Origin of the sequence: Rhizobium sp. PRIMUS64, from assembly GCF_023006465.1 — a bacterium.
GTDB classification, from domain to species: domain Bacteria; phylum Pseudomonadota; class Alphaproteobacteria; order Rhizobiales; family Rhizobiaceae; genus Rhizobium; species Rhizobium leguminosarum.
In genome coordinates this window covers 13,481-34,897 of the sequence record NZ_JALBGX010000024.1, presented here as the reverse complement: position 1 = coordinate 34,897, position 21,417 = coordinate 13,481, and the positions used below count along the sequence as shown (strand labels likewise).

The 21,417-nt window shown below is 60.9% G+C and carries 23 protein-coding genes and 1 pseudogene; 12 read left to right on the top strand and 12 right to left on the bottom strand.

Going from position 1 to position 21,417, the window contains the following annotated elements; all coding sequences use genetic code 11:
• Nucleotides 1–10 precede the first annotated feature (10 nt).
• On the top strand, nucleotides 11–352 hold the full coding sequence (locus tag MOV76_RS12665; protein WP_018446670.1) for a tRNA-binding protein: 342 nt from the start codon (nucleotides 11–13) through the stop codon (nucleotides 350–352).
• Between the two features lie 115 nt (nucleotides 353–467).
• Here MOV76_RS12665 and MOV76_RS12660 read toward each other — a convergent pair whose 3' ends face one another.
• A complete protein-coding gene (locus tag MOV76_RS12660) occupies nucleotides 468–1,151 on the bottom strand; it encodes an MBL fold metallo-hydrolase (RefSeq protein WP_182563476.1) in 684 nt (227 codons plus the stop codon).
• Nucleotides 1,152–1,439: 288 nt separating this feature from the next.
• Between MOV76_RS12660 and MOV76_RS12655 the strand changes: the two genes are divergently transcribed.
• A complete protein-coding gene (locus tag MOV76_RS12655; RefSeq protein ID WP_047618539.1) occupies nucleotides 1,440–2,057 on the top strand; it encodes a DUF1236 domain-containing protein in 618 nt (205 codons plus the stop codon).
• 182 nt (nucleotides 2,058–2,239) lie between these two features.
• Nucleotides 2,240–2,509 carry a hypothetical protein gene (locus MOV76_RS12650; protein WP_003541697.1) on the top strand — a complete coding sequence of 90 codons (270 nt, stop codon included), beginning with the start codon at nucleotides 2,240–2,242 and terminating at the stop codon, nucleotides 2,507–2,509.
• A 149-nt stretch (nucleotides 2,510–2,658) separates the two neighbouring features.
• On the opposite strand, the pseudogene MOV76_RS12645 reads toward MOV76_RS12650, so the two are convergent.
• Nucleotides 2,659–2,862: pseudogene (locus MOV76_RS12645) on the bottom strand (branched-chain amino acid aminotransferase); the annotation flags it as partial.
• Between the two features lie 329 nt (nucleotides 2,863–3,191).
• Here MOV76_RS12645 and MOV76_RS12640 point away from each other — a divergent pair.
• From MOV76_RS12640 to MOV76_RS12630, 3 genes are read left to right on the top strand one after another with little or no spacing between them, the layout of a single operon-like run.
• A complete protein-coding gene (locus MOV76_RS12640) occupies nucleotides 3,192–3,683 on the top strand; it encodes a MarR family winged helix-turn-helix transcriptional regulator (RefSeq protein WP_026230704.1) in 492 nt (163 codons plus the stop codon).
• Entirely contained in the window at nucleotides 3,684–4,385 is a 702-nt protein-coding gene (locus MOV76_RS12635; protein WP_003581129.1) for a response regulator, read from the top strand.
• 24 nt (nucleotides 4,386–4,409) lie between these two features.
• Nucleotides 4,410–5,786 (top strand): ATP-binding protein, encoded by a 1,377-nt coding sequence (locus MOV76_RS12630; RefSeq protein ID WP_047618532.1) that lies wholly within the window; start codon nucleotides 4,410–4,412, stop codon nucleotides 5,784–5,786.
• 101 nt (nucleotides 5,787–5,887) lie between these two features.
• Here the strand turns inward: MOV76_RS12630 and MOV76_RS12625 are convergent, their stop codons facing one another.
• Nucleotides 5,888–6,346 (bottom strand): helix-turn-helix domain-containing protein, encoded by a 459-nt coding sequence (locus MOV76_RS12625; RefSeq protein WP_018243020.1) that lies wholly within the window; start codon nucleotides 6,344–6,346, stop codon nucleotides 5,888–5,890.
• 34 nt (nucleotides 6,347–6,380) lie between these two features.
• On the opposite strand from MOV76_RS12625, the gene MOV76_RS12620 reads away from it, so the two are divergent.
• The gene (locus MOV76_RS12620) at nucleotides 6,381–7,247 is read left to right on the top strand and encodes an oxidoreductase (protein ID WP_182563475.1); all 867 of its coding nucleotides are present in this window, start codon (nucleotides 6,381–6,383) and stop codon (nucleotides 7,245–7,247) included.
• A gap of 60 nt (nucleotides 7,248–7,307) precedes the next feature.
• Here the strand turns inward: MOV76_RS12620 and MOV76_RS12615 are convergent, their stop codons facing one another.
• The 3 genes from MOV76_RS12615 to MOV76_RS12605 form a co-directional block, all read right to left on the bottom strand.
• Nucleotides 7,308–7,763, bottom strand: a complete 456-nt coding sequence (locus tag MOV76_RS12615; protein ID WP_026230703.1) for a BA14K family protein — start codon at nucleotides 7,761–7,763, stop codon at nucleotides 7,308–7,310.
• A 141-nt stretch (nucleotides 7,764–7,904) separates the two neighbouring features.
• The gene (locus MOV76_RS12610) at nucleotides 7,905–8,120 is read right to left on the bottom strand and encodes a cold-shock protein (RefSeq protein ID WP_003561293.1); all 216 of its coding nucleotides are present in this window, start codon (nucleotides 8,118–8,120) and stop codon (nucleotides 7,905–7,907) included.
• A 487-nt stretch (nucleotides 8,121–8,607) separates the two neighbouring features.
• On the bottom strand, nucleotides 8,608–9,498 hold the full coding sequence (locus MOV76_RS12605; protein WP_182563474.1) for a DMT family transporter: 891 nt from the start codon (nucleotides 9,496–9,498) through the stop codon (nucleotides 8,608–8,610).
• A gap of 98 nt (nucleotides 9,499–9,596) precedes the next feature.
• On the opposite strand from MOV76_RS12605, the gene MOV76_RS12600 reads away from it, so the two are divergent.
• Entirely contained in the window at nucleotides 9,597–10,067 is a 471-nt protein-coding gene (locus MOV76_RS12600; protein WP_182563473.1) for a DUF3052 domain-containing protein, read from the top strand.
• Nucleotides 10,068–10,071: 4 nt separating this feature from the next.
• Here the strand turns inward: MOV76_RS12600 and MOV76_RS12595 are convergent, their stop codons facing one another.
• From MOV76_RS12595 to MOV76_RS12585, 3 genes are all read right to left on the bottom strand, one after another.
• The gene (locus MOV76_RS12595) at nucleotides 10,072–11,214 is read right to left on the bottom strand and encodes a PQQ-dependent sugar dehydrogenase (RefSeq protein WP_113542331.1); all 1,143 of its coding nucleotides are present in this window, start codon (nucleotides 11,212–11,214) and stop codon (nucleotides 10,072–10,074) included.
• A 168-nt stretch (nucleotides 11,215–11,382) separates the two neighbouring features.
• On the bottom strand, nucleotides 11,383–12,102 hold the full coding sequence (locus MOV76_RS12590; RefSeq protein ID WP_112904336.1) for a class GN sortase: 720 nt from the start codon (nucleotides 12,100–12,102) through the stop codon (nucleotides 11,383–11,385).
• Entirely contained in the window at nucleotides 12,092–14,479 is a 2,388-nt protein-coding gene (locus MOV76_RS12585) for a marine proteobacterial sortase target protein (RefSeq protein ID WP_182563472.1), read from the bottom strand. Before MOV76_RS12585 ends, MOV76_RS12590 begins: the two co-directional genes overlap by 11 nt.
• A gap of 384 nt (nucleotides 14,480–14,863) precedes the next feature.
• Between MOV76_RS12585 and MOV76_RS12580 the strand changes: the two genes are divergently transcribed.
• The 3 genes from MOV76_RS12580 (at nucleotide 14,864) to MOV76_RS12570 (ending at nucleotide 18,159) form a co-directional block, all read left to right on the top strand.
• Complete coding sequence (locus MOV76_RS12580) at nucleotides 14,864–16,066, top strand: pyridoxal phosphate-dependent aminotransferase (protein ID WP_018243012.1); 1,203 nt, start codon at nucleotides 14,864–14,866, stop codon at nucleotides 16,064–16,066.
• Between the two features lie 270 nt (nucleotides 16,067–16,336).
• Nucleotides 16,337–17,242 (top strand): glycosyltransferase family 8 protein, encoded by a 906-nt coding sequence (locus MOV76_RS12575; RefSeq protein ID WP_247264638.1) that lies wholly within the window; start codon nucleotides 16,337–16,339, stop codon nucleotides 17,240–17,242.
• 47 nt (nucleotides 17,243–17,289) lie between these two features.
• Nucleotides 17,290–18,159 carry a hypothetical protein gene (locus MOV76_RS12570; protein WP_018446657.1) on the top strand — a complete coding sequence of 290 codons (870 nt, stop codon included), beginning with the start codon at nucleotides 17,290–17,292 and terminating at the stop codon, nucleotides 18,157–18,159.
• 111 nt (nucleotides 18,160–18,270) lie between these two features.
• On the opposite strand, the gene MOV76_RS12565 is transcribed toward MOV76_RS12570, so the two are convergent.
• Nucleotides 18,271–19,368, bottom strand: coding sequence for a calcium:proton antiporter (locus MOV76_RS12565; RefSeq protein ID WP_182563470.1), 1,098 nt, complete (start codon nucleotides 19,366–19,368; stop codon nucleotides 18,271–18,273).
• 231 nt (nucleotides 19,369–19,599) lie between these two features.
• On the opposite strand from MOV76_RS12565, the gene MOV76_RS12560 reads away from it, so the two are divergent.
• Nucleotides 19,600–19,881 carry a DUF2188 domain-containing protein gene (locus MOV76_RS12560; RefSeq protein WP_017965291.1) on the top strand — a complete coding sequence of 94 codons (282 nt, stop codon included), beginning with the start codon at nucleotides 19,600–19,602 and terminating at the stop codon, nucleotides 19,879–19,881.
• 2 nt (nucleotides 19,882–19,883) lie between these two features.
• Here the strand turns inward: MOV76_RS12560 and MOV76_RS12555 are convergent, their stop codons facing one another.
• Nucleotides 19,884–20,399 (bottom strand): GrpB family protein, encoded by a 516-nt coding sequence (locus MOV76_RS12555; protein WP_112906621.1) that lies wholly within the window; start codon nucleotides 20,397–20,399, stop codon nucleotides 19,884–19,886.
• 95 nt (nucleotides 20,400–20,494) lie between these two features.
• Nucleotides 20,495–21,394, bottom strand: coding sequence for a LysR family transcriptional regulator (locus tag MOV76_RS12550; protein WP_018243007.1), 900 nt, complete (start codon nucleotides 21,392–21,394; stop codon nucleotides 20,495–20,497).
• Nucleotides 21,395–21,417 lie beyond the last annotated feature (23 nt).

Sequence of the window (21,417 nt, the reverse complement as noted above, 5' to 3'; positions counted from 1 at the left end):
CGGAGACCATATGGCCGAAGAGATCACCTACGCCGATTTCGAGCGTGTCGACATTCGCGTCGGCACGATCATCGAGGCCAGTCCCTTTCCGGAAGCGCGCAAGCCGGCGATCAAGCTGGTGATCGATTTCGGCCCTGATATCGGCACCAAAAAATCCTCAGCGCAGATCACTGTGCATTATACGCCGGAAAGCCTGCTGGGCCGGCAGGTGCTCGGCGTCGTCAACTTCCCGCCGCGCCAGATCGGGCCATTCCGTTCGGAAGTGCTGACGTTGGGATTCGAGGACGAGAACGGCGCGATCGTGCTTGCTGCCGTCGAACAGCCGGTCCCGAACGGCCGAAAGATGATGTGAGCTCAAGCTCACACTTAAAGCGCGTCGGGTCTATCCAGATTTATGCGGCGCTTTAAGTCCTTGTTTTATGCAAGTCGTTATCCCAAAACCGCTGCCCACTTTTGGGCGACATGCATTAGTTGTTCGGGGCTTCGGCTGATGTGCCGGCACGAGGTCTGATCTCCCGCAGAAATGGATTGCTGCGTCGCTCGTCGCCGATGCGGCCGCCGGGGCCGTGGCCGCAGATGAAGCCGACGTCGTCGCCAAGCGGTAATACCTTGTCGCGGATCGAATCGAGAAGTTGCTGATGATCGCCGCCCGGCAGGTCGGTGCGGCCGATCGAGCCGTTGAAGAGGACATCGCCGAGATGGGCGAAATTCTGCGCACGGTTGAAATAGATGACGTGGCCGGGGGCATGGCCGGGCGTGTGATAGACCTCGAATTCATGGGCGCCGAAAGAGATCTTGTCACCGTCTTTCAGCCAGCGGTCGGGCACGACGTTACGCAATCCTGATATGCCGTATTTCGCGGCCTGGGTCTCGATCTGCTGCAGCAGCGGCAGGTCGTCCTGATGCGGGCCAACCACGTCGATGCCGAGAGCTTCCTTCAATTCACTGGCGCCGCCGGCATGGTCGAGATGGCCGTGTGTCAGCCAGATTTCCTTGATGGTTAGGCCGTTCTGGGCGATCGCCTGCAGGATGAGCGGCACGTCGCCGCCGGGATCGACGACGATGCCTTCCTTGGTATCGGGATCGAAGAAGATCGTGCAGTTTTGCTGGAAGGGTGTCACCGGAATGATGCCGGCCTGGAGCATGCCCATAAGTGCCTCGCTTGGTGTCTCTGCTGCTTCGGGTATAATCCGAAACCGCGGCAAGGACAGCCGGAATCTTGTGCCATGGGCGGTGTGCCTCACGGTAAAAAGACGGACTGCAACAAGAATTTATGGCTCTCTTTGCCATCGTCGCAGGGTGATAAAATCGTTTTTCTCTCAATTCTTCCAAACATTTGCATGAAATCTCCCGCAAGTAGTGTTTCGCTCGGCGGAGCACAGGGGAACATCGTGGAACCCCGTGCGTTGTCAGCCCATCGAAACCAAGGAGACGCTCATATGACCTTGAAGAGAAACATTCTGCTGGCAGGCGCGGTGCTGATGGCTAGCGCCGGTCTTGCGCAGGCGGAGATGATGGCGACGACGGTCAACGATCTCAACGTCCGTGCTGGCCCCGGCCCACAATATCCCTCAGTCGGTCTTGCCACCCGCGGCTCCACCGCAGTCCTCGACGGCTGCATCGAAGGCAGCCGCTGGTGCCGTGTCGACGTCAACGGCATGCGTGGCTGGGTCTATGCCGATTATCTGCAGGTCGATCACGGCGGCAGCTCTGTTATCGTCGAGCAGCACCGCTCCGAGATCGGCGTTCCCAGCGTGACCTACGAGTCGACCGCGAGTGTCGTTCCGGCCGAGCCGCAGCCGGCGCCGGGCGACGAGTTGCTCGGCCCCGTCGGGTCGGTCGAGACTATCACCCCGCCGGAGACGGTCCGCACCTATATCGACACCAACCCGGGTGAGACGGTGCAGCTTGGCGGCGATGTCGTCGTCGGCGCGGAAGTGCCTGCAGACGTTACCTTCCAGACGATTCCCGACTACGAGTACCGCTATACGAGGATCAACGATCGGCCGGTGCTGGTCGATCCCGGTACGCGCCGGATCGTCTACGTCTATCAATGACGTGATCGACAGAAATTGAGGCGAGGCGGACGTCGGACCGCCTCGTTTCGGGGCGCTTCTCCCTGCCTTAATCCCGCATCGGTTGATTTTTCTTAACGCTTTCCTCCGAAATATGATAAAATACTAATACGCCAAAGATCGGCGTAGCTGGGCGATCGGGGAGATCGCCAGAGGAGGAAATCATGGAAGCCCTACTTCCGCTCATCACACAATTGATTGCCGGTGCAATCGGCGGCAACGCCGCGAGCGCCGCTTTGAAGCAGCAGGCGATCAACGTCGTCGCCCGTACGATCGCAGGCGCGATCGGCGGCGTTGCCGGCGGTATGCTGCTCAGCATGGTCGGTGGGGAAGCGGCTATGACCGGCCTGATCGCCGACGGCATCGGCGGCCTGATCGGCGGCGGCATTCTCTCGACGCTCGCCGGACTGGTCATGGCACGGGCGCACAGGTAAAAAGGCCCGGCAGGCGTTTATCTACAGCGCCGCGCGTCTTTTGAGACGCGCAAAGAACGCTGTAGCACTTTAAATTGCTGCATAATTTTATCCTTATATCGATTCCGATTTAAGGAATTATGTAGTAGCCGGCCGATTTCCTGAGGGTCTTATTCGGCGGCGATCACCGCCGGATAGACTTCCTTCATGTAGTCGTTCATTTCGGAGATCGTCGACGGCGTGAAGCGGTACGGGCCGGTTTCGGGAACCGGGGTCACTTCCGCAGCCGAACCGGTGAAGAAGCACTCGCTAAAGCCGGGGAGTTCCTCCGGCAGGATCGCGCGTTCGATCACCTCGATGCTGCGGCTTTTTGCAGCCAAGGGCTACGCCGATGCTATGGTGCTCGATTATCGCGGCCAGGTCGCCGAAGCGACCGGCGCATCCCTAACTCCTCCGGCGCTTCACGCGCCATGCCTGTTGATTGTTGTCCCCATTACGTCTTATCCACAGACGCAAGGGGAAATCGCGTGTTGCGTCGGAGTGCCGGACGGGCCTTAGTTTCCAGGAAGTGCCAGGGAAATGAGGAGACCGTGCGGGCCTCCCGCAGAGTTCGCGGAAGCTACGCGCCAAAATTTATGTCAATAAAGCTGACATATCTTCGCGAAAGTTTCACGTAGCGCGCGGAACGAGAAAGGAATGCCGAGTGTCACGACAGACCGGCCCGAAAGTAGGCAAGCCAGAGCCGCTGGGCACGCCGATGGAAGATACAGATATCATCGATTTCGAGATCATCGAGCTGTTCTTCTTCGCCTATCGCGACTTCGTTTCCGATCCGGATGCCATCCTCGAGAAGAGCGGCTTCGGCCGGGCGCATCATCGCGTCGTGCATTTCGTCAACCGCAATCCCGGCATGACGGTGGCTGATCTTCTCGATACCTTGAAGATCACCAAGCAGAGCCTCGCAAGGGTGCTGAAACAGCTGATCGATTCAGGCTATATTCGCCAGGTGGCAGGTCCCGAGGACCGGCGGCAGCGCAAGCTTTATCCGACGCAATCGGGACGAGAGCTGGCGCTTGCCCTTGCCGAGCCGCAATCGCGCCGCATTGAGCGGGCATTCGAAGGGGCTTCTGCGGAGGTGCGGGAGGGCGTAAAAGCTTTCCTCAGCGGCATGCGGGACAGACAGAGGGCGGATTGAATGGCGGTCAAGACAGGTATTTCCGACGATGCGGCGCATTTGCTGGTGGTCGATGACGACTCCCGTATCCGCGCGCTGCTCAATCGTTATCTCGCCGAGAACGGCTTCCGCGTAACCGTCGCCGCCGACGGCGCCGAGGCGCAGCGCAAGCTTGCGGGTCTCGATTTCGACCTGATCATCATGGATGTGATGATGCCGGGCGAATCCGGCATCGACGTCACCCGCGGGCTTCGCGCCATCAAGAATGTCCCGATCATCATGCTGACGGCGCTGGCAGAATCGGGCAACCGCATTGAAGGCCTGGAGGCGGGCGCCGACGACTATCTTTCCAAGCCCTTCGACCCGCGCGAACTGGTGCTGCGCATCAATAACATCCTGCGCCGCAACGCCGGCGGCGAGGGACCGAAGATCGAACAAGTGATGTTCGGCCCCTACACCTTCTCGCTGACCCGCAAGGAGCTGAAGAAAGCCAGCGAGGTGATCCGGCTCACCGACCGCGAGCAGGAGATCATGCTGCTCTTTGCACGGCGCGCCGGCGACACGATCCCCCGCCATGAACTGATCGGCAACGATACCGAAGTCGGCGAGCGGACGATCGACGTGCAGATCAACCGGCTGCGGCGTAAGATCGAGGACGATCCCGCCAATCCCGTCTGGCTACAGACCGTGCGCGGCATCGGATACAGGCTGAGCATCGACTAAACTCAAGGTTCGGGACCGGCGCTGATGGTGACGATCGACAGCTTGCGGCGGGAAGACCGCACTTCTGCGCCGGGTTGGCGCTGGATCGTCCGCTGGCTGCGCCGCCGGCTGCCGACCGGACTTTACGCGCGCTCGCTGCTGATCATCATCATTCCGATGGTGCTTTTGCAATCCGTCGTCGCCGCCGTCTTCATGGAGCGGCACTGGCAAATGGTGACGGAGCGGCTGTCGCTTGCCGTCACCCGTGACATCGCCGCCATCATCGAAATTATCGAGACCTATCCGCAGAACTCGGACTATAGCGAGATCATCCGCATCGCGCGCGACCAGCTCAGCCTGCAGATCTCGATCGAGCCGGACGGCGATCTGCCGCCGCCGCGCGTCAAGCCTTTCTTCTCGATTCTCGATGGCATCCTCAGCGACGAGATCACCGACGAAATTCACCGGCCTTTCTGGATCGACACGGTCGGCAATTCAAACCTCGTCGAGATCCGCATCAAACTCGACAACAAGATCCTGCGGGTGCTGACCAAACGCAGCCAGACCTATGCGTCGAACACCCATATCTTCATCGTCTGGATGGTTGGCACCTCGCTGGTGCTGATCGGCATCTCGATCCTCTTCCTGCGCGGGCAGATCCGGCCGATCCTGACCTTGGCGCGAGCGGCCGAAAGCTTCGGCAAGGGGCAGAAGCCCGATAATTTCTATCCGCGCGGCGCCGACGAGGTCAGGCGCGCCGGTCTTGCCTTCATTCTGATGCGGGAGCGAATCGAACGGCAGATCGAACAGCGCACCGCGATGCTCTCCGGCGTCAGCCATGACCTGCGCACCATCCTCACCCGCTTCAAGCTGCAACTGGCGCTGGCTGGCGACAATCCCGACCTGCATGGGCTGAACGATGACGTCAACGACATGCAAACCATGCTGGAGGCCTACATGGCCTTTGCACGCGGCGAGGTCGAAGAGGATGTCGGCGAGCTGAAACTCAGTGAGATCTTCGCGAAGCTGGAATCCGATTTCGCCCTGCACGGCAAAAAATTCAGCTATTCCATCGAAGGCGATGACGACATATCCGTCAGGCCGAACGCTTTCATGCGGCTCGTCACCAACCTTGCCTCGAATGCTCGGCGTTATGCCAATAGGCTCGACATCGAAGCCAAGCACAACGCCAAATGGCTGACCGTCGTCTTCGACGATGATGGGCCGGGCATTCCTGAGAAGAACCGCGAGGACGTGTTCAAGCCATTCTTCCGGCTGGATACGGCGCGCAACCTGGATGCGTCGGGCACCGGCCTCGGCCTTGCGATCGCCCGCGACATCGCCCGCAGCCACGGCGGCAACGTCACGCTCACCGACAGTCCGCTCGGTGGGCTGAGGGCAACGATCCGCATTCCGGCTTGAAGGCATGTCGCGCAAAATTGTGGAGCGGTTTTGCGATAACGACATGCGTAGAAACAAAGACATAAAGCGCAAGGAGCGAATCTGAAAGATTGCGACGCGCTTTAGACGCCGGCGGCCGTCAGCTTTACGGCTTTGCGCGCATCGAAATCATCCAGGTGTTCGACGATCCAGCGCCAGAGCGTGACGACTTGCATGAGGAGGTCGCGTCCGAGCGGCGTCAACTCGTATTCGACGCGCGGCGGCACTTCGGGATAGAGCGTGCGGATGATGAGGCCATCTCTTTCGAGGGTGCGCAGCGTCTGCGTCAGCACTTTCTGGCTGATGCCCTCGACCCTCTCCATAAGGCGTGAGAAGCGCAGGGGTGCGCCGGCATCGGAGAGTACGTGCAGGATGCGCAGCGGCCATTTCGCCGCCGCCCGCTCGATCAGTTCACGGGCTCGCCCATCCTGTTCGTCCGTCATACTGCTGCAGAAATCGAAGATGTCACTGGTCAAGTCAGTTACCTCAAGGTGTGTATAGATCGTCCGGGTACCTTCTTTCGATTGGATACAATAGACCATACATGAGCCGGGAACCAAAGCAGGAGGGTTTCCGATGTTCAGAGTCTGGTTGATAACAGGGAGTTCGCGCGGTCTTGGCCGGGCGCTGGCCGAGGCGGTTTTGGCCTCCGGCGACAATTTGGTGGCAACTGCGCGCGATCCCGGCCAGCTTGCCGATCTTTCCGAGCGGTATGGCGATCAGGTCCTGACGCTGGCGCTTGACGTGACCGACGAGGCGGCGGCAGCGGCAGCAGTCGAAGCTGGTGTGAAGAGGTTCGGGCGCATCGACGTGCTCGTCAACAATGCCGGCTACGGCAATGTCGGCTCGATCGAGGATACCAGTCTTGCCGATTTCCGCGCCCAGATCGAGACCAACCTCTTCGGCACGATCATCATGACCAAGGCGGTCATCGCCCTGATGCGCGGGCAGGGGGCGGGGCACATCATCCAGTTCTCATCGGTCGGCGGCCGGATCGGACCTGCCGGGCGCGGCGCCTATTCGGCAGCGAAATTCGGTGTCGAGGGCTTTTCCGAGGTGCTGTCGAAAGAGGTCGCGCCGTTCGGCATCAGGGTGACGGTGATCGAGCCCGGCGGCTTCAGGACCGATTTCGCCGGCTCCTCGACGGTGCTTGCCGAAGGGCGGCAGGACTATGCGGAGACGGTCGGTGCTACGGTGCGTTTCCAGCGTGAGTACGATGGTCGCCAGCCCGGCGATCCTGCCAGAGCGGCGGCAGTCGTCATCCACATCGCCGGTCTCGACGAGCCGCCGTTCCGGCTGCTGCTCGGCAGCGATGCGGTACTCAATGTCGAAAAGGCGGATGCCGCGCGTATCGAAGCCGATCGGATGTGGCGCACCGTGAGTGTCTCGACCGATTTTGATGCTGAGGCTGAGTTCATGCCCTGGAACAAGAAGACCGGCTGACGCAGGCAAAACAAAAGCGCCGCTGAAAAGCGGCGCTTGGCATCAGGGATATTAGACGATTCAGCCGGCGGTGCAGAAGTGGCTGCGGCCGTCATTGCCGACATAGGTGCCGCTGCGCGGATCGAAGGAGCGGTAGCGGTAAGAGCAGTAACGCTCCCATTGCGGCGACCAGGGCTCCACCGCCGTGCGGACCGGCGCGTAATATTGCGGCTGGTCGACATAGACGCGGCGCGGGGCGCGATAGACCGGAGCGGGTTCGTAATAATCCGGCTCGTAGGCCGGGTCGATGTAGCGGCGTTCTTCGTAGACCGGACCATTATTGGCGTTGGCGATGGCCGAACCGACGATTAGGCCGGTGGCAAGGCCGACAGCGCCGCCTACCCACGCATCGTTGTTGCCGTGATTGCCGTGGCGCCAGTGGCGGTCGCGGGCCGACGCTTCACCGATGGCAGAAAGCGTGAGTGCGGCAGCGGTTGCCGTCAGCAGAATGGTCTTGGCGAGCCTGTTCATAAGCATAAATCCTAATCCCGGGAACCGAACGCCGGCCCCTTTCTCGATGATGAGAGAAGTACAGATTTGTAGCTGAACGAAGGCTGAACGACAAAACCCGGCATTGCTGCCGGGCTTCAACTCGAACTCGCCAGCCTTGTTAAGGGTTCAGCCCGCAATCTGCAGATTGACGGCCTTCGGGCCCTTGCCGCGGCGATCCGGCTCCGTGTCGAAGCTTACCTTCTGGTTTTCCGTCAGACCGGCCAGGCCGGAGGCCTGAACGGCAGAAATGTGAACGAAGATATCGGCGCCGCCCCGGTCCGGCTTGATGAAGCCGAAGCCTTTGTCGGTATTGAAGAATTTTACAGTGCCAGTCTCTGCCATGCCTCAGGTCCTTTTCTCTCTGCCCGCCATCCACACGGGCAGCATCATAGCATTGCCTCCTTGCGGGGAGGTGTTGGCAGGCAATTCTTGAAATGTGAGAAAAAGGTCCCCTCTACCTCGGCCTGTTCCAGGCAGGACTTTCGCCCGCCATTTTCGGAACCGGCTGACCGGAATATTAGCGTTCCCGGCGCGCAAATACTTAAGGACTTCCCATGCTCGCAAAATGCCCGAACGCGCTGAGAGTGCTGCGTTTAAAGGATTTTGGCAAGCAAAAGTTTTTTAACGTGTCGTTCTGGGCACACCCCTGCCGACATCCAATTTGCGAAAAAACGCAAAATTTCCTTCGCTGATAGGGAATGATTAACGTTTTATATCGTCTGCAATATAAGTTCCGAGCAGATTTTCCCAAAAATGCAACGTGAACGCGTCTCTCGCGGCAAATGAATTTTTTTTCCGATGCGTGACTCACCCATATTTGGACGCGTGTTCACGCGGCTGGCAAGCGCCCGCGGGTCAGTCCCGGCACGAGTTCGACTACAAGCATAGCGATAAACATTAGCGCGCAACCTGCATAGCCTGTTACCGGCATCGTCTCGCCGAGCAGCAGGGCAGCGAGTGAGGCGCCAAAGAGTGCTTCGGAAGAAAGGAAGATCGCGGCCTGCGAGGGCGTCGTGTAGCGCTGGCCGATCACCTGCAGCACGAAAGCCACGCCCGAGGAGAAGATACCGACATAAAGGATCTCCGGCGCCGCGGCCCAGATCGCCGAAAGGCTGACCGGTTCGACAGCTACGGCAACGGCCAGCGCACAGACTGCGGTGACGGCGAATTGCACCGCGGAGAGCGCGAGCGGCCTTCCGGTCTCCGAAACGGTCGTGCCGGCAAGGGTGATCTGGATCGCCCAGAAGACGGCGCAGACGACGGTCAGCAGATCGCCTGGGGTCAGCGCCGAGAGATGGCCGCCGGACAGGAGATAGATGCCGGTGACCGCCATCAGCGCGCCCGGCCAGATGACCCAATGCGGGGCACGTCGCAGGAAGAACACGGCGATCAGCGGCACGAAGACGACATAGAGGCCGGTGATGAAGCTGGAATTCGTCACCGTCGTCGTCTGCAGTCCGACCTGCTGCGTGGCTGCGCCGCCGAAAAGGGCAAGGCCGATCAGGATATAGAGCTTCGCATGGCGTGCGCTGGTCTTTTCCTTTGCCTTGCGCGCTTCGAAAAGGACGAAGGGCAGCACGGCCAGCGTGGCGACGGCAAAACGCAGGCCAATGAACCAGAAAGGGCCGATCGTCTTCATCGCCGTCGACTGCGCGACGAAGCCGCCGCCCCAGATGGCGGCTGCAAGCAATAGGAGGAGGTTCGCCTGAACGCGCGTCATGTCGTCCTCGATGGGGAAGGGATGTGCCCAAGCGGTTAGCAGTTGCGTTTCCTTTCGGCAAGGGTGAAGACTTCGTGCCGGTTGACGGAGGTGAAGGCATGCGAGGTGAAGAGAGGCCGCAGGCTGACGACACGGCAGCGCCCAGGGCGACCGGTTATTCCGGCACGCCGCTTGTCAGGAAACTCGGCCTTGCACAGGGGCAGGCAGCCGCTCTTCTCGGCATTCCGGAAACGATCGGCGACATCAATGGTTTCGATGGTTTTGCTTCGGTCGTCCATGCGCTTCCCGAGACGCCTCAGCGTGCATTCGACTACGTGCATCTGTTTACGACAGAACGTGCGGCGCTGGACGCCATTGCGCCCGCGCTTTTCCGTGTCCTGAGGCCGGACGGGATGGTCTGGATATCCTGGCCGAAGAAGAGCTCACGGGTTTCGACCGATATCACCGAGGACGTGCTGCGGGAGGTTCTGCTTCCGATGGGCCTCGTCGACGTCAAGGTCTGCGCCGTTGACGAGATCTGGTCCGGGTTGAAATTCGTCATCCGCAAGGAACTGCGCGGCGCGTTGTGACGTCTCAGCCGTTGCGGGCCTGCGCTCTGGAGATCCTGAGCAGCGCGCCGTTGTCCTCGTCCGTCACCATCAGCAGGGCGCCGTCGGGTGCGACGACGACGTCGCGGATGCGGCCGTATTCGCCCTCGAACAGACGTTCTTCGGTGACGAAGGCGCCGCCGTCGTCGCGCTGCATGCGCGAGAGCAGCTGGAACTTCAGCGCTGCGACGATGAAATTGCCGTCCCATTCTGGAAACATGGCGCCGCGATAGACGACGAGCGCGCCGGGTGCGATCGAAGGATCCCAGTAGTGCAGCGGCTGTTCCAGCCCTTCCTTGGCCGTGCCTTCGCCGATCTCGGCGCCCGAATAATCGCGGCCATAGGTGATAACAGGCCAGCCGTAATTCTTGCCGGCCTCGGGCTGGTTGATCTCGTCGCCGCCGCGCGCGCCGTGCTCGACGGTATAGAGCTTGCCATCCTTGGCGTCGAAGGTGATGCCCTGCGGGTTGCGGTGGCCTTTCGACCAGATTTCCGGCAGCGCCTTGCCGCCGTCTTTGAACGGATTGTCGGCAGGGATGCTGCCGTCGGCATTGATATGGATGATCGAGCCGGCATCGTCCTGCCAGTCTTGCGAGCGGTCGCGGTCGCCGCGGTCGCCCACGCTGATGAACAGCGAGCCGTCACGGGCAATCGCGATGCGCGAGCCGTACTGGATGTTGCCTGACGTGAAGTGCTGCATGGTGAAAACAGGCGTCACGGCGTGAAGCGTCTTTTCGTCATTTGAAAGCGTGGCGCTGAAGGCTTCGGTGCCGGAGCCCCGGCTGTTGGCGATGGCGGCGGTGAAATAGAGCTTGCGGCTCGTCGCAAAGTCCGGTGCGAGCGCCACGTCCATCAGGCCACCCTGGCCACGGGCGCTGACCTTAGGCACGCCGCCGATCGGGTCGGAGAGCTTGCCGTCGCGGACGATGCGCATGCGGCCCGGCCGCTCGGTGACGAGATAGGCGCCGTCGGGCAAGACCTCGACCGCCCAGGGATGTTGGAGGCCGTCGGCGAGCTTGTCGACCCGCACCGCGAGATCCTGCGTGTTGACAGTATCAGCTGCATCCGCCGATACGGTGCCGAACAGGACCAGCGCTGCGGCGAAATGGAAGGCGGACATTCTCTTCATCGTGCGTCCCCGTCGTCTCTCAGGCTGAACGTGGAGCGGGCAGGCGAGAGCTTCAACCCTCATTCGACCTGCAATAACGGCTTTGTGTTTACCGGTTGAACTGATCCCGTCGCGCAGATTCAAAAAAGGTAGAGCGTCCTTTGTGCGTCCAAGAGGACGCACGGCGCTCTAGCCATCGACCAATTCCGCCTCGAGGATATAGCGCAACGGCCCGCGTTCCGTCGCGTCGAAGGGCCAGCAGGTGGTCAGCACCAGGCGGCGGCCATCGGAGGAGGGATCGATGCCGCTTGCATCCCACGGGGCGATGCGGCCCTCGCCGGCCTTGAAGGTCAACAGTTTGCCGTCGCGGCGCGTGACTTCAATCGTATCGCCGGGCCTTATATATTGCAGCCAGCGGAAATGCGTGTCGCGATGGGCGGCAATCACGGAGGTACCTTCCTCGCCCGGCTGTGGCGTGTTGACGAGCCAGGCCGGACCGAAGGCGAGAGCTTCGCCGGAGGCGCCGGAGAGCACGATCGCCTCCTTGCCAAGGCGCGGGGCGCGAACCTTGGCCTCGGTGGTGAAATCCGCCCAGGGCCAGGGTTTTGTTTCTTCGCCCCGCAATTCGGCGGCGAAGGCGCGTTTCAGCAGAACTTGGGAAAGCTCCGCCTTCGCCTTCAGCAGGAAGCCGTCGCCGATCAGCGCCAAGCCATAGAGGGCAAGGCCGGCGATGGCAAAGGCGATTGCTTTTTCGATCGAGGAAAGACGCCAGAGGAAGAAACCCTTCTTCTGGCGCATCTTCGGCCGGTCATAGGCCGTGGCGGCGGCCATGGCGAGTTCCAGATAGGTCGGAAGCGGCTCGAATTCGGCCGCTTCCTCATTCTGGCTTGCAGAGAGCCTAGAGACCATTTCGCTTGGCTCCGACGGCGATAATGCCCTTGAGGCGCCGCCGCCAGACGGCCAGCCCGCTTGCCGCCATCAGCGCGAGGAGAAGCATGGTCAGCCCACGGATGATCTGCTCGTCGGCGCGCGTCGCCGTCTGCGGCAGGTTCACGGTCGTGCTTTTTTGCGCGATCATGGTGGCGGCCTTGGCGGTCGGGGCTGCAGCCATCATGTTTGCGATCTCAGGCGATGCGAGGAGTTTCTGTGTTTCGGCCGCAGCCCGCTCCGGTCCGGCGTTTCCTGTCGGCGTAGCCGAGCCATGGCGCTCCGCGCCGTCAAGAGGGGCAGGGTTTTCGCCGAGGATCTTATCAAAGTCCCAACCTTCCGGCAGGTTGAGCGGCAGCTTGGTCGAGCCGAGCGGCTGATCGACCGGGCGAGACGGGGTGATGTCGACGGCAACCAGGCTGGTGACGCGGGAGACGAGGTGATGGGCGAGCGCGACGGTCTCGATATCCTTGTCGAGCGCGGCCGGATCCTGACGTTCATAGGCGCGCGCCTCGAAATCGTCGATCTTGCGCCGCGCCCAGAGCTTGGAAATGCCGTTGCCGTTGGCGGCATTGGCGATATTCATCTCGACGCGCCAGGGCTGCTCGCCTGTCTTGCCGAAGATCTGCAGCTTGCCGGCGGGCTTATCGTCAGGCAGTCGCGCGGTCAGCACGACAGGCTCGCCGCTATAGAGGTCCGGCATCGGGTTTGGCGTGATGTCCTCGGCAGCGATGCCTTCGAAGGTTGCGGCGATATCGGTCATGGCTGGGTTCTGCAGCTTGGCGAAAAGCTCGCCCATGCGGCTCGCCACCTGATCGGTCGAGCCGATCGCCGTAAAGGTGCCGCGGCCGACTTCGGCGGCCTTGGTCATGAAATAGGTGTTCGGCGCCGAGCCGATGCCGACGGTGAAGACGCGGGCATCGCCGCGGTTTGCGGTGATTTCCTGGAAAAGCTGCTGTTCGTTGCCGATCGCGCCATCCGTCAGGAACACGACTTGGCGCAGCGCTCCGGTTGCGACCGGTCCCTGGTTACGCAGCGCAGCCTGCAAGGCAGGTAGCATTTCCGTGCCGCCGTCGGCAGTCAGGCCTCTGACATAGGCAATCGCCTTTTCGCGATTGTCAGGGGTGGCAGTGACGAGACCCTTGAAATAATCGGTCATCGTATCGTCGAAACGGATGACGTTGAAGCGGTCGTCGACGTTCAGCTTGGAGATCGCAAGCGCCAGGCTCTGCCTTGCCTGCTCGATCGACGGGCCGGACATGGAGCCGGAATTGTCGATGACGAAGACCACCTCGCGTTTCGCCGGCGGCGCTGCCGTATCGGGGGCAGTGGGCGGGGTGACGAAGGCGAGCAGATAGGTCTTACCATCAATCACTTCGCGGAAGAGGCCGGCACTCGGCATCTTGCCGGGGGCGGCCTTCCAGGTGAGCTCGAAATCCTTGTCGGCGGGAACGGAGTCCGCCTTCAGGCTGATCGTTCTCGCCTGGTCGCCGTCCTGGCTGATATCGACCGCGTGGAAGGACGATTTGACGTCGCCGAGCGGGAAACCGGCCTTGAGATCGACGGTCAGCGAAACCGGATTGATCCTGGCGTTCTCACGCGGATCAAGCACGGGGGCTTCGATCTTGTCGCGGTTTTCCACCGGGTCGCGCGGTGTGGCAAAACCGGCGCCGTTGTTGAATTCGACGGTCTGGACGATCGGCGCCGGATTGTAGCGCGGGGCGACGACCATCGGGAAGCGCAGCGAGAACTCGCCGCCCGACTGGTGGATGGTCTGCTGGTATTCGATCTGGACGACGATGGTTTCGCCGGGACCGATATTGGCGACCTGGTTGGTGAAGATGTTCGGCCGCTGCTGTTCGAGCAACGCCGTCTTCTTGCCCTCGGCCTTGGCCTGCTCGTAGATCTCGCGGGCTTCCTGGCGCGGCTTGATCTGGCCTTCGATGAAGCGTTCGCCGATCTGCATTTTCAGGGTGTCGACGGCGGAATTCTCCGGCAGCGGGAAGACGTAGGTGCCTTCGACCCAACCCTGGCTCGGATTCTGGAAGCGTTGCGTCACCTTTACCCTGGCGATCGGGCCTGAGACATCGATGGCGACATCACTCTTCAGCTGCGGCGCTTCGACATAGAAGCCCGGCTCCTTCGACGGAAAGAGCAGCGAGCCGCTGCGGACGTCGTTCGGCCGGACAAGTGCTGCGAGCTCAGCGGATGCCTTCGGCGTCTCGGCGGCGCGGACGGCGGAGGCACGTCCCAGCACCGCGGTGATGCAGGCCGCAAAGATAGTGAATGCAACAAGGACTGAAACGGAAATTCGGCGCGCACGTATGCGCCCTATGGCGAACTCATCTTCCAGAAACATTGGCATACCCTCAATAACCAATTTCGGATGCCGGATGATGCGGCTTCGATCTCGGCGCGCTCGCGACCGAATTGCGGCGCGGCGCGGCATTTGTTGCGGCTTATTCGTGGCGATGGCCAAATCCGGCGATGCCACTGATTTCAGGAGATAAATCCGGATGACTTTAGAGATTGATTCAAGATCGGCGCCTGGCGTTTCGGCCAGGTGACGCAAGCCTCTCCCAAGGGCGCGGCATGCCGGGCTGATGGTGCGGCGAACCGATCAATAAGAATCATGCCACCATGACGCCTTTCCGCTTGAAATGCCGCCATACATTGGACATAGAGCTAACCGCAGAACTCCGGTCCCGGCTTTCTGCCCGTTTCAACCATTAGGACCGTTATCATGGCTTTCCTTGCCGATGCTCTTTCCCGTGTGAAGCCTTCAGCCACCATCGCCGTCTCCCAGAAAGCGCGCGAGCTGAAAGCAAAAGGACGTGACGTCATTGGCCTCGGCGCCGGTGAGCCGGATTTCGATACGCCCGATAATATCAAGAAGGCGGCCATCGACGCGATCAACCGCGGCGAAACGAAGTACACGCCGGTTTCCGGTATCCCGGAATTGCGCAAGGCGATCGCCGCCAAGTTCAAGCGCGAGAACGGCCTCGACTATTCCTGGGAGCAGACGATCGTCGGCACCGGCGGCAAGCAGATCCTTTTCAACGCCTTCATGGCAACGCTGAACCCCGGCGACGAAGTCGTCATCCCGGCGCCTTACTGGGTTTCCTATCCTGAGATGGTGGCACTGTGCGGCGGCACGCCGGTTTTCGTTTCTGCCACCCAGGAGCATAACTTCAAGCTTCAGGCGGCCGATCTCGAAAAGGCGATCACGCCGAAGACCAAGTGGTTCATCTTCAACTCGCCGTCCAACCCGACGGGGGCCGCCTATACGCATGACGAGCTGAAGGCGCTGACGGATGTGCTGATGAAGAATCCGCAGGTCTGGGTGCTGACCGACGACATGTACGAGCACCTGACCTATGGCGACTTCAAGTTCGTTACGCCTGTGGAAGTCGAGCCTCAGCTTTACGACCGCACGCTGACGATGAACGGCGTCTCCAAGGCCTATGCGATGACCGGCTGGCGTATCGGCTATGCGGCCGGCCCAATCCAGCTCATCAAGGCCATGGACATGATCCAGGGTCAGCAGACCTCGGGTGCGACGTCGATCGCCCAGTGGGCGGCTGTCGAAGCGCTGAACGGCACACAGGACTTCATCCCCGAGAACAAGAAGATCTTCGAAGGCCGCCGCGATCTCGTCGTTTCGATGCTGAATCAGGCCAAGGGTATTGTCTGCCCGGTGCCGGAAGGTGCCTTCTATGTCTATCCCTCGTGCAAGGGTCTGATTGGTAAGACCGCACCCTCCGGCAAGGTTATCGAGACGGACGAGGATTTCGTCTCCGAACTTCTGGAATCGGAAGGCGTCGCCGTTGTTCACGGTTCGGCCTTCGGCCTCGGCCCGAACTTCCGTATCTCCTATGCGACCTCGGAAGAGCAGCTCGAGGAAGCCTGCCGCCGCATCCAGCGCTTCTGCGGCGCCTGCAAGTAAGCGGGTTTTAAAAAACACCGATCGAAGGCCTGCCGGCGACGGCGGGCCTTTTTGTTTGCGGCGACGTTGGGCTGGCGCTGCGATTATCGCTCACATCCCAATTCAACATGCTGCGGAGTTGATTCCGCTTTGCCTCTCAAGTCGTTGAAATCCGATTCAAAACGTGACGGCAGAGTGACGGTCCGGCGGGTGATCTGCGGTTGCGGGTTGGCATCAAACCAACTAGATATCCGGCATCAAGTTTAAGTGCCGCTTCGGGAGGCCGGGATTTTGCAGCAGAGTGCCGTGATCGTCTGTTCGGATGTCAACATGCTGCCTGCCGCCTGCTGCACCCTGCTTTCCGTCAAGCGCAATCTCTCAGGCTCTGCCGTGGAGTTCCTGCTTCTCGGCATCGACCTCAAGCCGAACGAGATCGCCGAGGTGGGAAATTTCGCGCGGCTGCATGACATGGCGATCAGGGTGATGCCCTACAATATGCCGGATACGGCGCTGCAGGCGCGGGGCCGCTGGTCGGGCGCGACATTGGCGCGACTCTACATGGATCTGCAAATACCCGATCATATCGAGCGCCTGCTCTATCTCGACGCCGATGTGCTGGCGGTTTCGCCTGTCGACGAACTCTTCACGAGAAATCTCCAAGGCAAAGCGCTGGCTGCGGTCGACGATTATGTCATGGCCTTTCCCGAGAAGGCCGGTGCCCGGCAGCGGAAGATCGGCATGCGCGAGGGCGGCCGCTATTTCAATGCCGGCGTGCTGCTGTTCGACTGGTCGGCCTGCCGGGAGAGGGAGCTTTTTGCCAGGACACGGGAGATATTCGAGGAACGGTCGCATCTTTTCGAGAATAACGACCAGGATGCACTGAATGTCACCTTCGACGGCGACTGGCTGGTGCTCGATCCGCGCTGGAACACGCAGACGGGCCTGCTGCCCTTCGTCGACCGGCCGGCGATCCTTCATTTCACTGGCCGGAAAAAGCCGTGGCAGGCCACCGTGCCCTGGGTGCACCGGCGGATGGCCAAGCACTATATCGAGGATCTCAGCAACACACCGTGGGCCTCTTTCTGCAGGCAGCCGTCAATGGCGGGTCGAGTTGCGGGTTTCTTCTCGCATTTGGGAAAGCGCATCGGCGGGCTGACGCGGCTGGCACGAACGCGCGCCTATTTCAGCAACAGCTAGTAGGGCGGGCAGAGCGCATCGTCCTTGGAAAGTGCATGTGAGCCGATATGGAAGCAATTCCCAGTGATACGCAGAATGCCGGCGCGCCAGATGGCGGCTTCAACGTCCTGACGCCGGAGGCGTGGAAGGCGCTGCTGTCACCCTATTCCCACGTCGTGCTGGTGGCAAACAGCGAAGCAGTCGATTTCGGACGGCTGCGAAGCGAATTGCCGGAGACGGCGCTCTACGTGTTCTTCAACAATGTTTATAAGGTGCTCGACGAACCCTTCGCCGGCCATGCGGTGCTGATTGCCCGCAGCGGCGTGATGGGCGCCAATATCGTTCACCGGCGCGAGGTGGTGGATGTCCTGCGTTTCTTTGCCGGCGACGATTTTCTGGGCGTCGTCAACATTCGCGTCTCCCCGGAGGAGAACTTCAGTGAGGCGAGCGGCTTCAAGGGCGCCAGAACCCGCCATCTCGATCTGACGCAAATGCTCGGCGACCTCTATCCGACAGGCAAAATCGCGACGAGCGGCTTTGCGATGGCGCTTTGGCTCGCCGAGTTGCAACTGCCGGGCAAGATCCTGCTTGCCGGCTTTTCGGCCAAGAGGAGCGAGAAGTGGAAGGTCTTCGACGTGCACGACTGGACGTTCGAGCAGATCTTCCTGCGTCTCTTTGCCAGGATGGGCACGATCTCGATGTTGGGCGGCGTGGACGCCGGCCCCTATGCCGCACTCGCCAAACGCTTCCCACAGGTGCCGCCGATCGAGATCGCGATGACCGCGGCTGAAGTTTTGTCGGAACGGCTCCACAATGCGAACGGCCAGATCGACAGGCTGATGTCCGTCACCAAATCGATCCGCGCCATTGAGGGTTTCTTCCGGCGCTTCAAGCCGAAAACCCGCAAGCAGCGTTTCCTCGAAAAGTCGAAGGAATGACTGTCGAAAGCCCTCCCCAAAGGCGAGGCTGTCGAGAAAGTTGCTCTTTGAGCTAACGTTCCGCGCGCGGATGACTGCTCTCCATTCCCCTGTCGGGGAGAAGGGAAGCCCTCAAAGTCCCAGCGCCGTCAGCATGACGAAGGTGGCGAAGAGGATGAAATGCGTCATGCCCTCGATGGCGTTGGTCTCGCCGTCGTTGAGGTTGATCGCGGCGGCAATCAGCGTGATCGCCACCATCACCGTCTGCACCGGGGTCATCGCCATGATGAAGGGCTGGCCGGTATAGAGCGCGATCGCCTCCATGACGGGCACCGTCAGGATGACCGTCGACAGCGAGGCGCCCATGGCGATGTTGACCGTCGCCTGCATGCGGTTCCTGAGTGCCGCCCTTAATGCGGTCAGGATCTCGGGGGCCGCCGAAATCGCTGCGACGACGACGGCGGTCACGGCGATCGGCGCGCCGCTGTCGCGCAGGCCTTCGGTCATGAAGGTCGCCATGAACTCCGCCAGCAGGCCGATGATGACGACGCCGACGAGAATGGTGGCGATCGAGATTGTGGTCGACTCGTCGGCGCTATGCTCGTCCGGAGTTTCTTTCTTCCGTTCGGAGCGCGGGTAGCTGTAGCTGAAGAAATAGCTGTGCTGGCCAACCTGCATGCGCAGGAAGAGGCCGTAGAGCGCGATCATCGCGACGATGGTGAAGGCGGAATAATAGTGCCATTTGTCGCTCGGCACGAATTCCGGCACGATCATCGAGATGCCCATGGCGGTGAGGATCATCACGCCGTAGGTCTTGCCGGAATTGTCGTTATAGGGCTGTTCACCGTGCTTGAGGCCGCCGAGCAGGGCGGCAAGGCCGAGAATGCCGTTGATATCGAGCATCAGGGCCGAGTAGATCGTGTCGCGCACCAGCGTCGGCGAACTCTCGCCGCCCATCATGATGGCGAGGATGATGACTTCGACGGCAACAGCCGAGAGCGTCAGGATCATCGTGCCATAGGGATCACCGACCTTGACGGCGAGCAGTTCGGCATGATGGGCGACGCGGATCGAGGCGAGCACGATGGTGCCGACCAGGACGACGGCTGCGATCAGCGCGACGCCGCGCCCCATCCCGATCACGGCGTGTTCCAAGAGATAGGCGATCGCTGCAACGACAAGTGCGGCGACCAGAAACTTTTCTTCTTTAAAGCGTGACGCGATCCTCAAGCCTCAGCTCCTGTCCAGATTCACGCATTTTATCTAAGTCGCTGATTTCGCCTATCAAGCGAGCTCCGGTCGAGGGCCATTTGCAGTCTTCGGCGTTTAATGGAATACTGAACGTCATCGGGGCCGGAAAGCAGATCGCGGCGTCCTCGAATTCTCGTCAAGCGGCCGCGATGATCCGGATCCTGTCCGGAAGCGTGCGAATGCGCAACAAGAAGATGAGGAGACGGATGCATGATCAAGGTGGTCTACGAAGTCGTGCCACATGACGGCGGCTGGGCCTACAGGCTGGGAGGTGTCTATTCCGAGGCATTCCCGACCCATGCCGAGGCGCTCGAAGCTGCGCGCATCGTCGCGGCCGAACAGCAGGTCGGCGGCGATTCCGCCGAGATCAGTTGGCAGGACGAGAACGGCAAATGGCATGAGGAATATGCCGAGGGCGGCGACCGGCCGGAAACCGAAGTGGTGGACGGCCTGTGGAAGGACCGTACGGCCGAGGCCTCGCAAGGCATTTGAAGCTAAGCATCGCCCGTCAATGCCCGCGCGACGATCGCATCGACGAATTCGCGCTTATGCGCAGTGTAGCGGTCGCCGTCCATCCTGAATTCGGCTGCCAGCCTGCGTTTGAGCGCGGCATAATCGGCCGCCGCTTGCGGATGCGCGATGAGATAATCCCGGAAAGCCAGCCTGTTTCGATGCGTGCCGTTGCCGGAAGGGCAAAGGTAGACCCGTTCCGCCGGCACTGAACCTCTCGATAGAAAAGCCCAAACCTCGTCGTCATAGCGGTTGCCGCGTGGCTCGTAGCCTTCTACCAGGAGTACGCGTGTGGCGCCCTCGATATGCCCGAGGTCGGGAAGAACGATGTCGATATCGATAAGCGGCTTGGCTGTCATGCCCGGTATGGACGTGCTGCCGATGTGATCGATGGAGAGCGCCTGCGGCAGCAAGGTCAGCAGCCTGTCGCGGATGCGCTGGAAGGCTTGCGGCCATTGCGGATCGTGAGGCACGAGTTCAACCGGGCTGTGCGTTATCATTTTCATCCCGCTGTGGTGCTCGACGCGTTAAGGAGGCTCTATCGCTTCGAAATTTGCGCATGATTCTTTGCGAAAATCGATTCTGATTTTCGCGATTATGCGCTGGTCGAATATCGGTGATAGTCCTGAAGTCCCTTGACCAATACATCAAAGGTAGCGCGGCAGCGCGGCGAAGACTTCAGGCTCTCATGCATCGCCACCCACGTGCCGAGCGGAATGCTGAAGGCATCAGGCAGGATGTGAACAAGGTCTGGATTTTCACGCGCGAGCCCTGTCTGGCAGATGCCGATGCCAACTCCTGCACGGATCGCCGAAAGTTGGGCAAGGTTACTGTCGGAGCGGAAGGAGAACTCGATGCCAGGCACCGCATAACGTTTCATCACCATGCGGACATAGGCCGTCTGCCGGTCGAAGCCGATGAGCCGGTGGTTTGCGAGGTCAGCCAGGGTCTGCGGAATGCCGTATCGTTCGAGATAGCGGCGATGGGCGTGAAAGCCGAGCGGGATATCGCCGATTCGGCGCACGACGAGTGCGTCCTGCTGCGGTTCGGCCATGCGCACGGCAATATCGGCTTCGCGGTTCACTAGGTCCTCGATCGTATCGGAAGCCGAGAGCTCGATTTGAAGTTCCGGATAAGTCTCCTGCAGCGGTCCGAGAATCGCAGGCAGTACTTCGACGGCGATGACCTCGCTGGCGCTGACCCTGACCGTTCCCGTCACGCAATCGCGCTGGCCGGATGCTGTGCGCAAAAGGGCGGCGGTGGTTGCCGCCAGCGTTTCGGCATAGGGCTTGAGCGCCAGTGCGGCGTCGGTCGGCAGCAGGCCGTTCGGTGAGCGGGTGAAGAGTTCGGCGCCGATCGCCAGTTCCAGGGCGTCGACATGGCGGCCTATGGTCGGTTGAGTCAGCCCCAGTTCGCGGGCGGCGGCTGACAGCGACCCTTGCTGGAGCACGGTCAGGAAACTGCGGTAGAAATCCCAGCTTGGTTCGACGCTCATATATTTTTGTATAGCAGATGCAT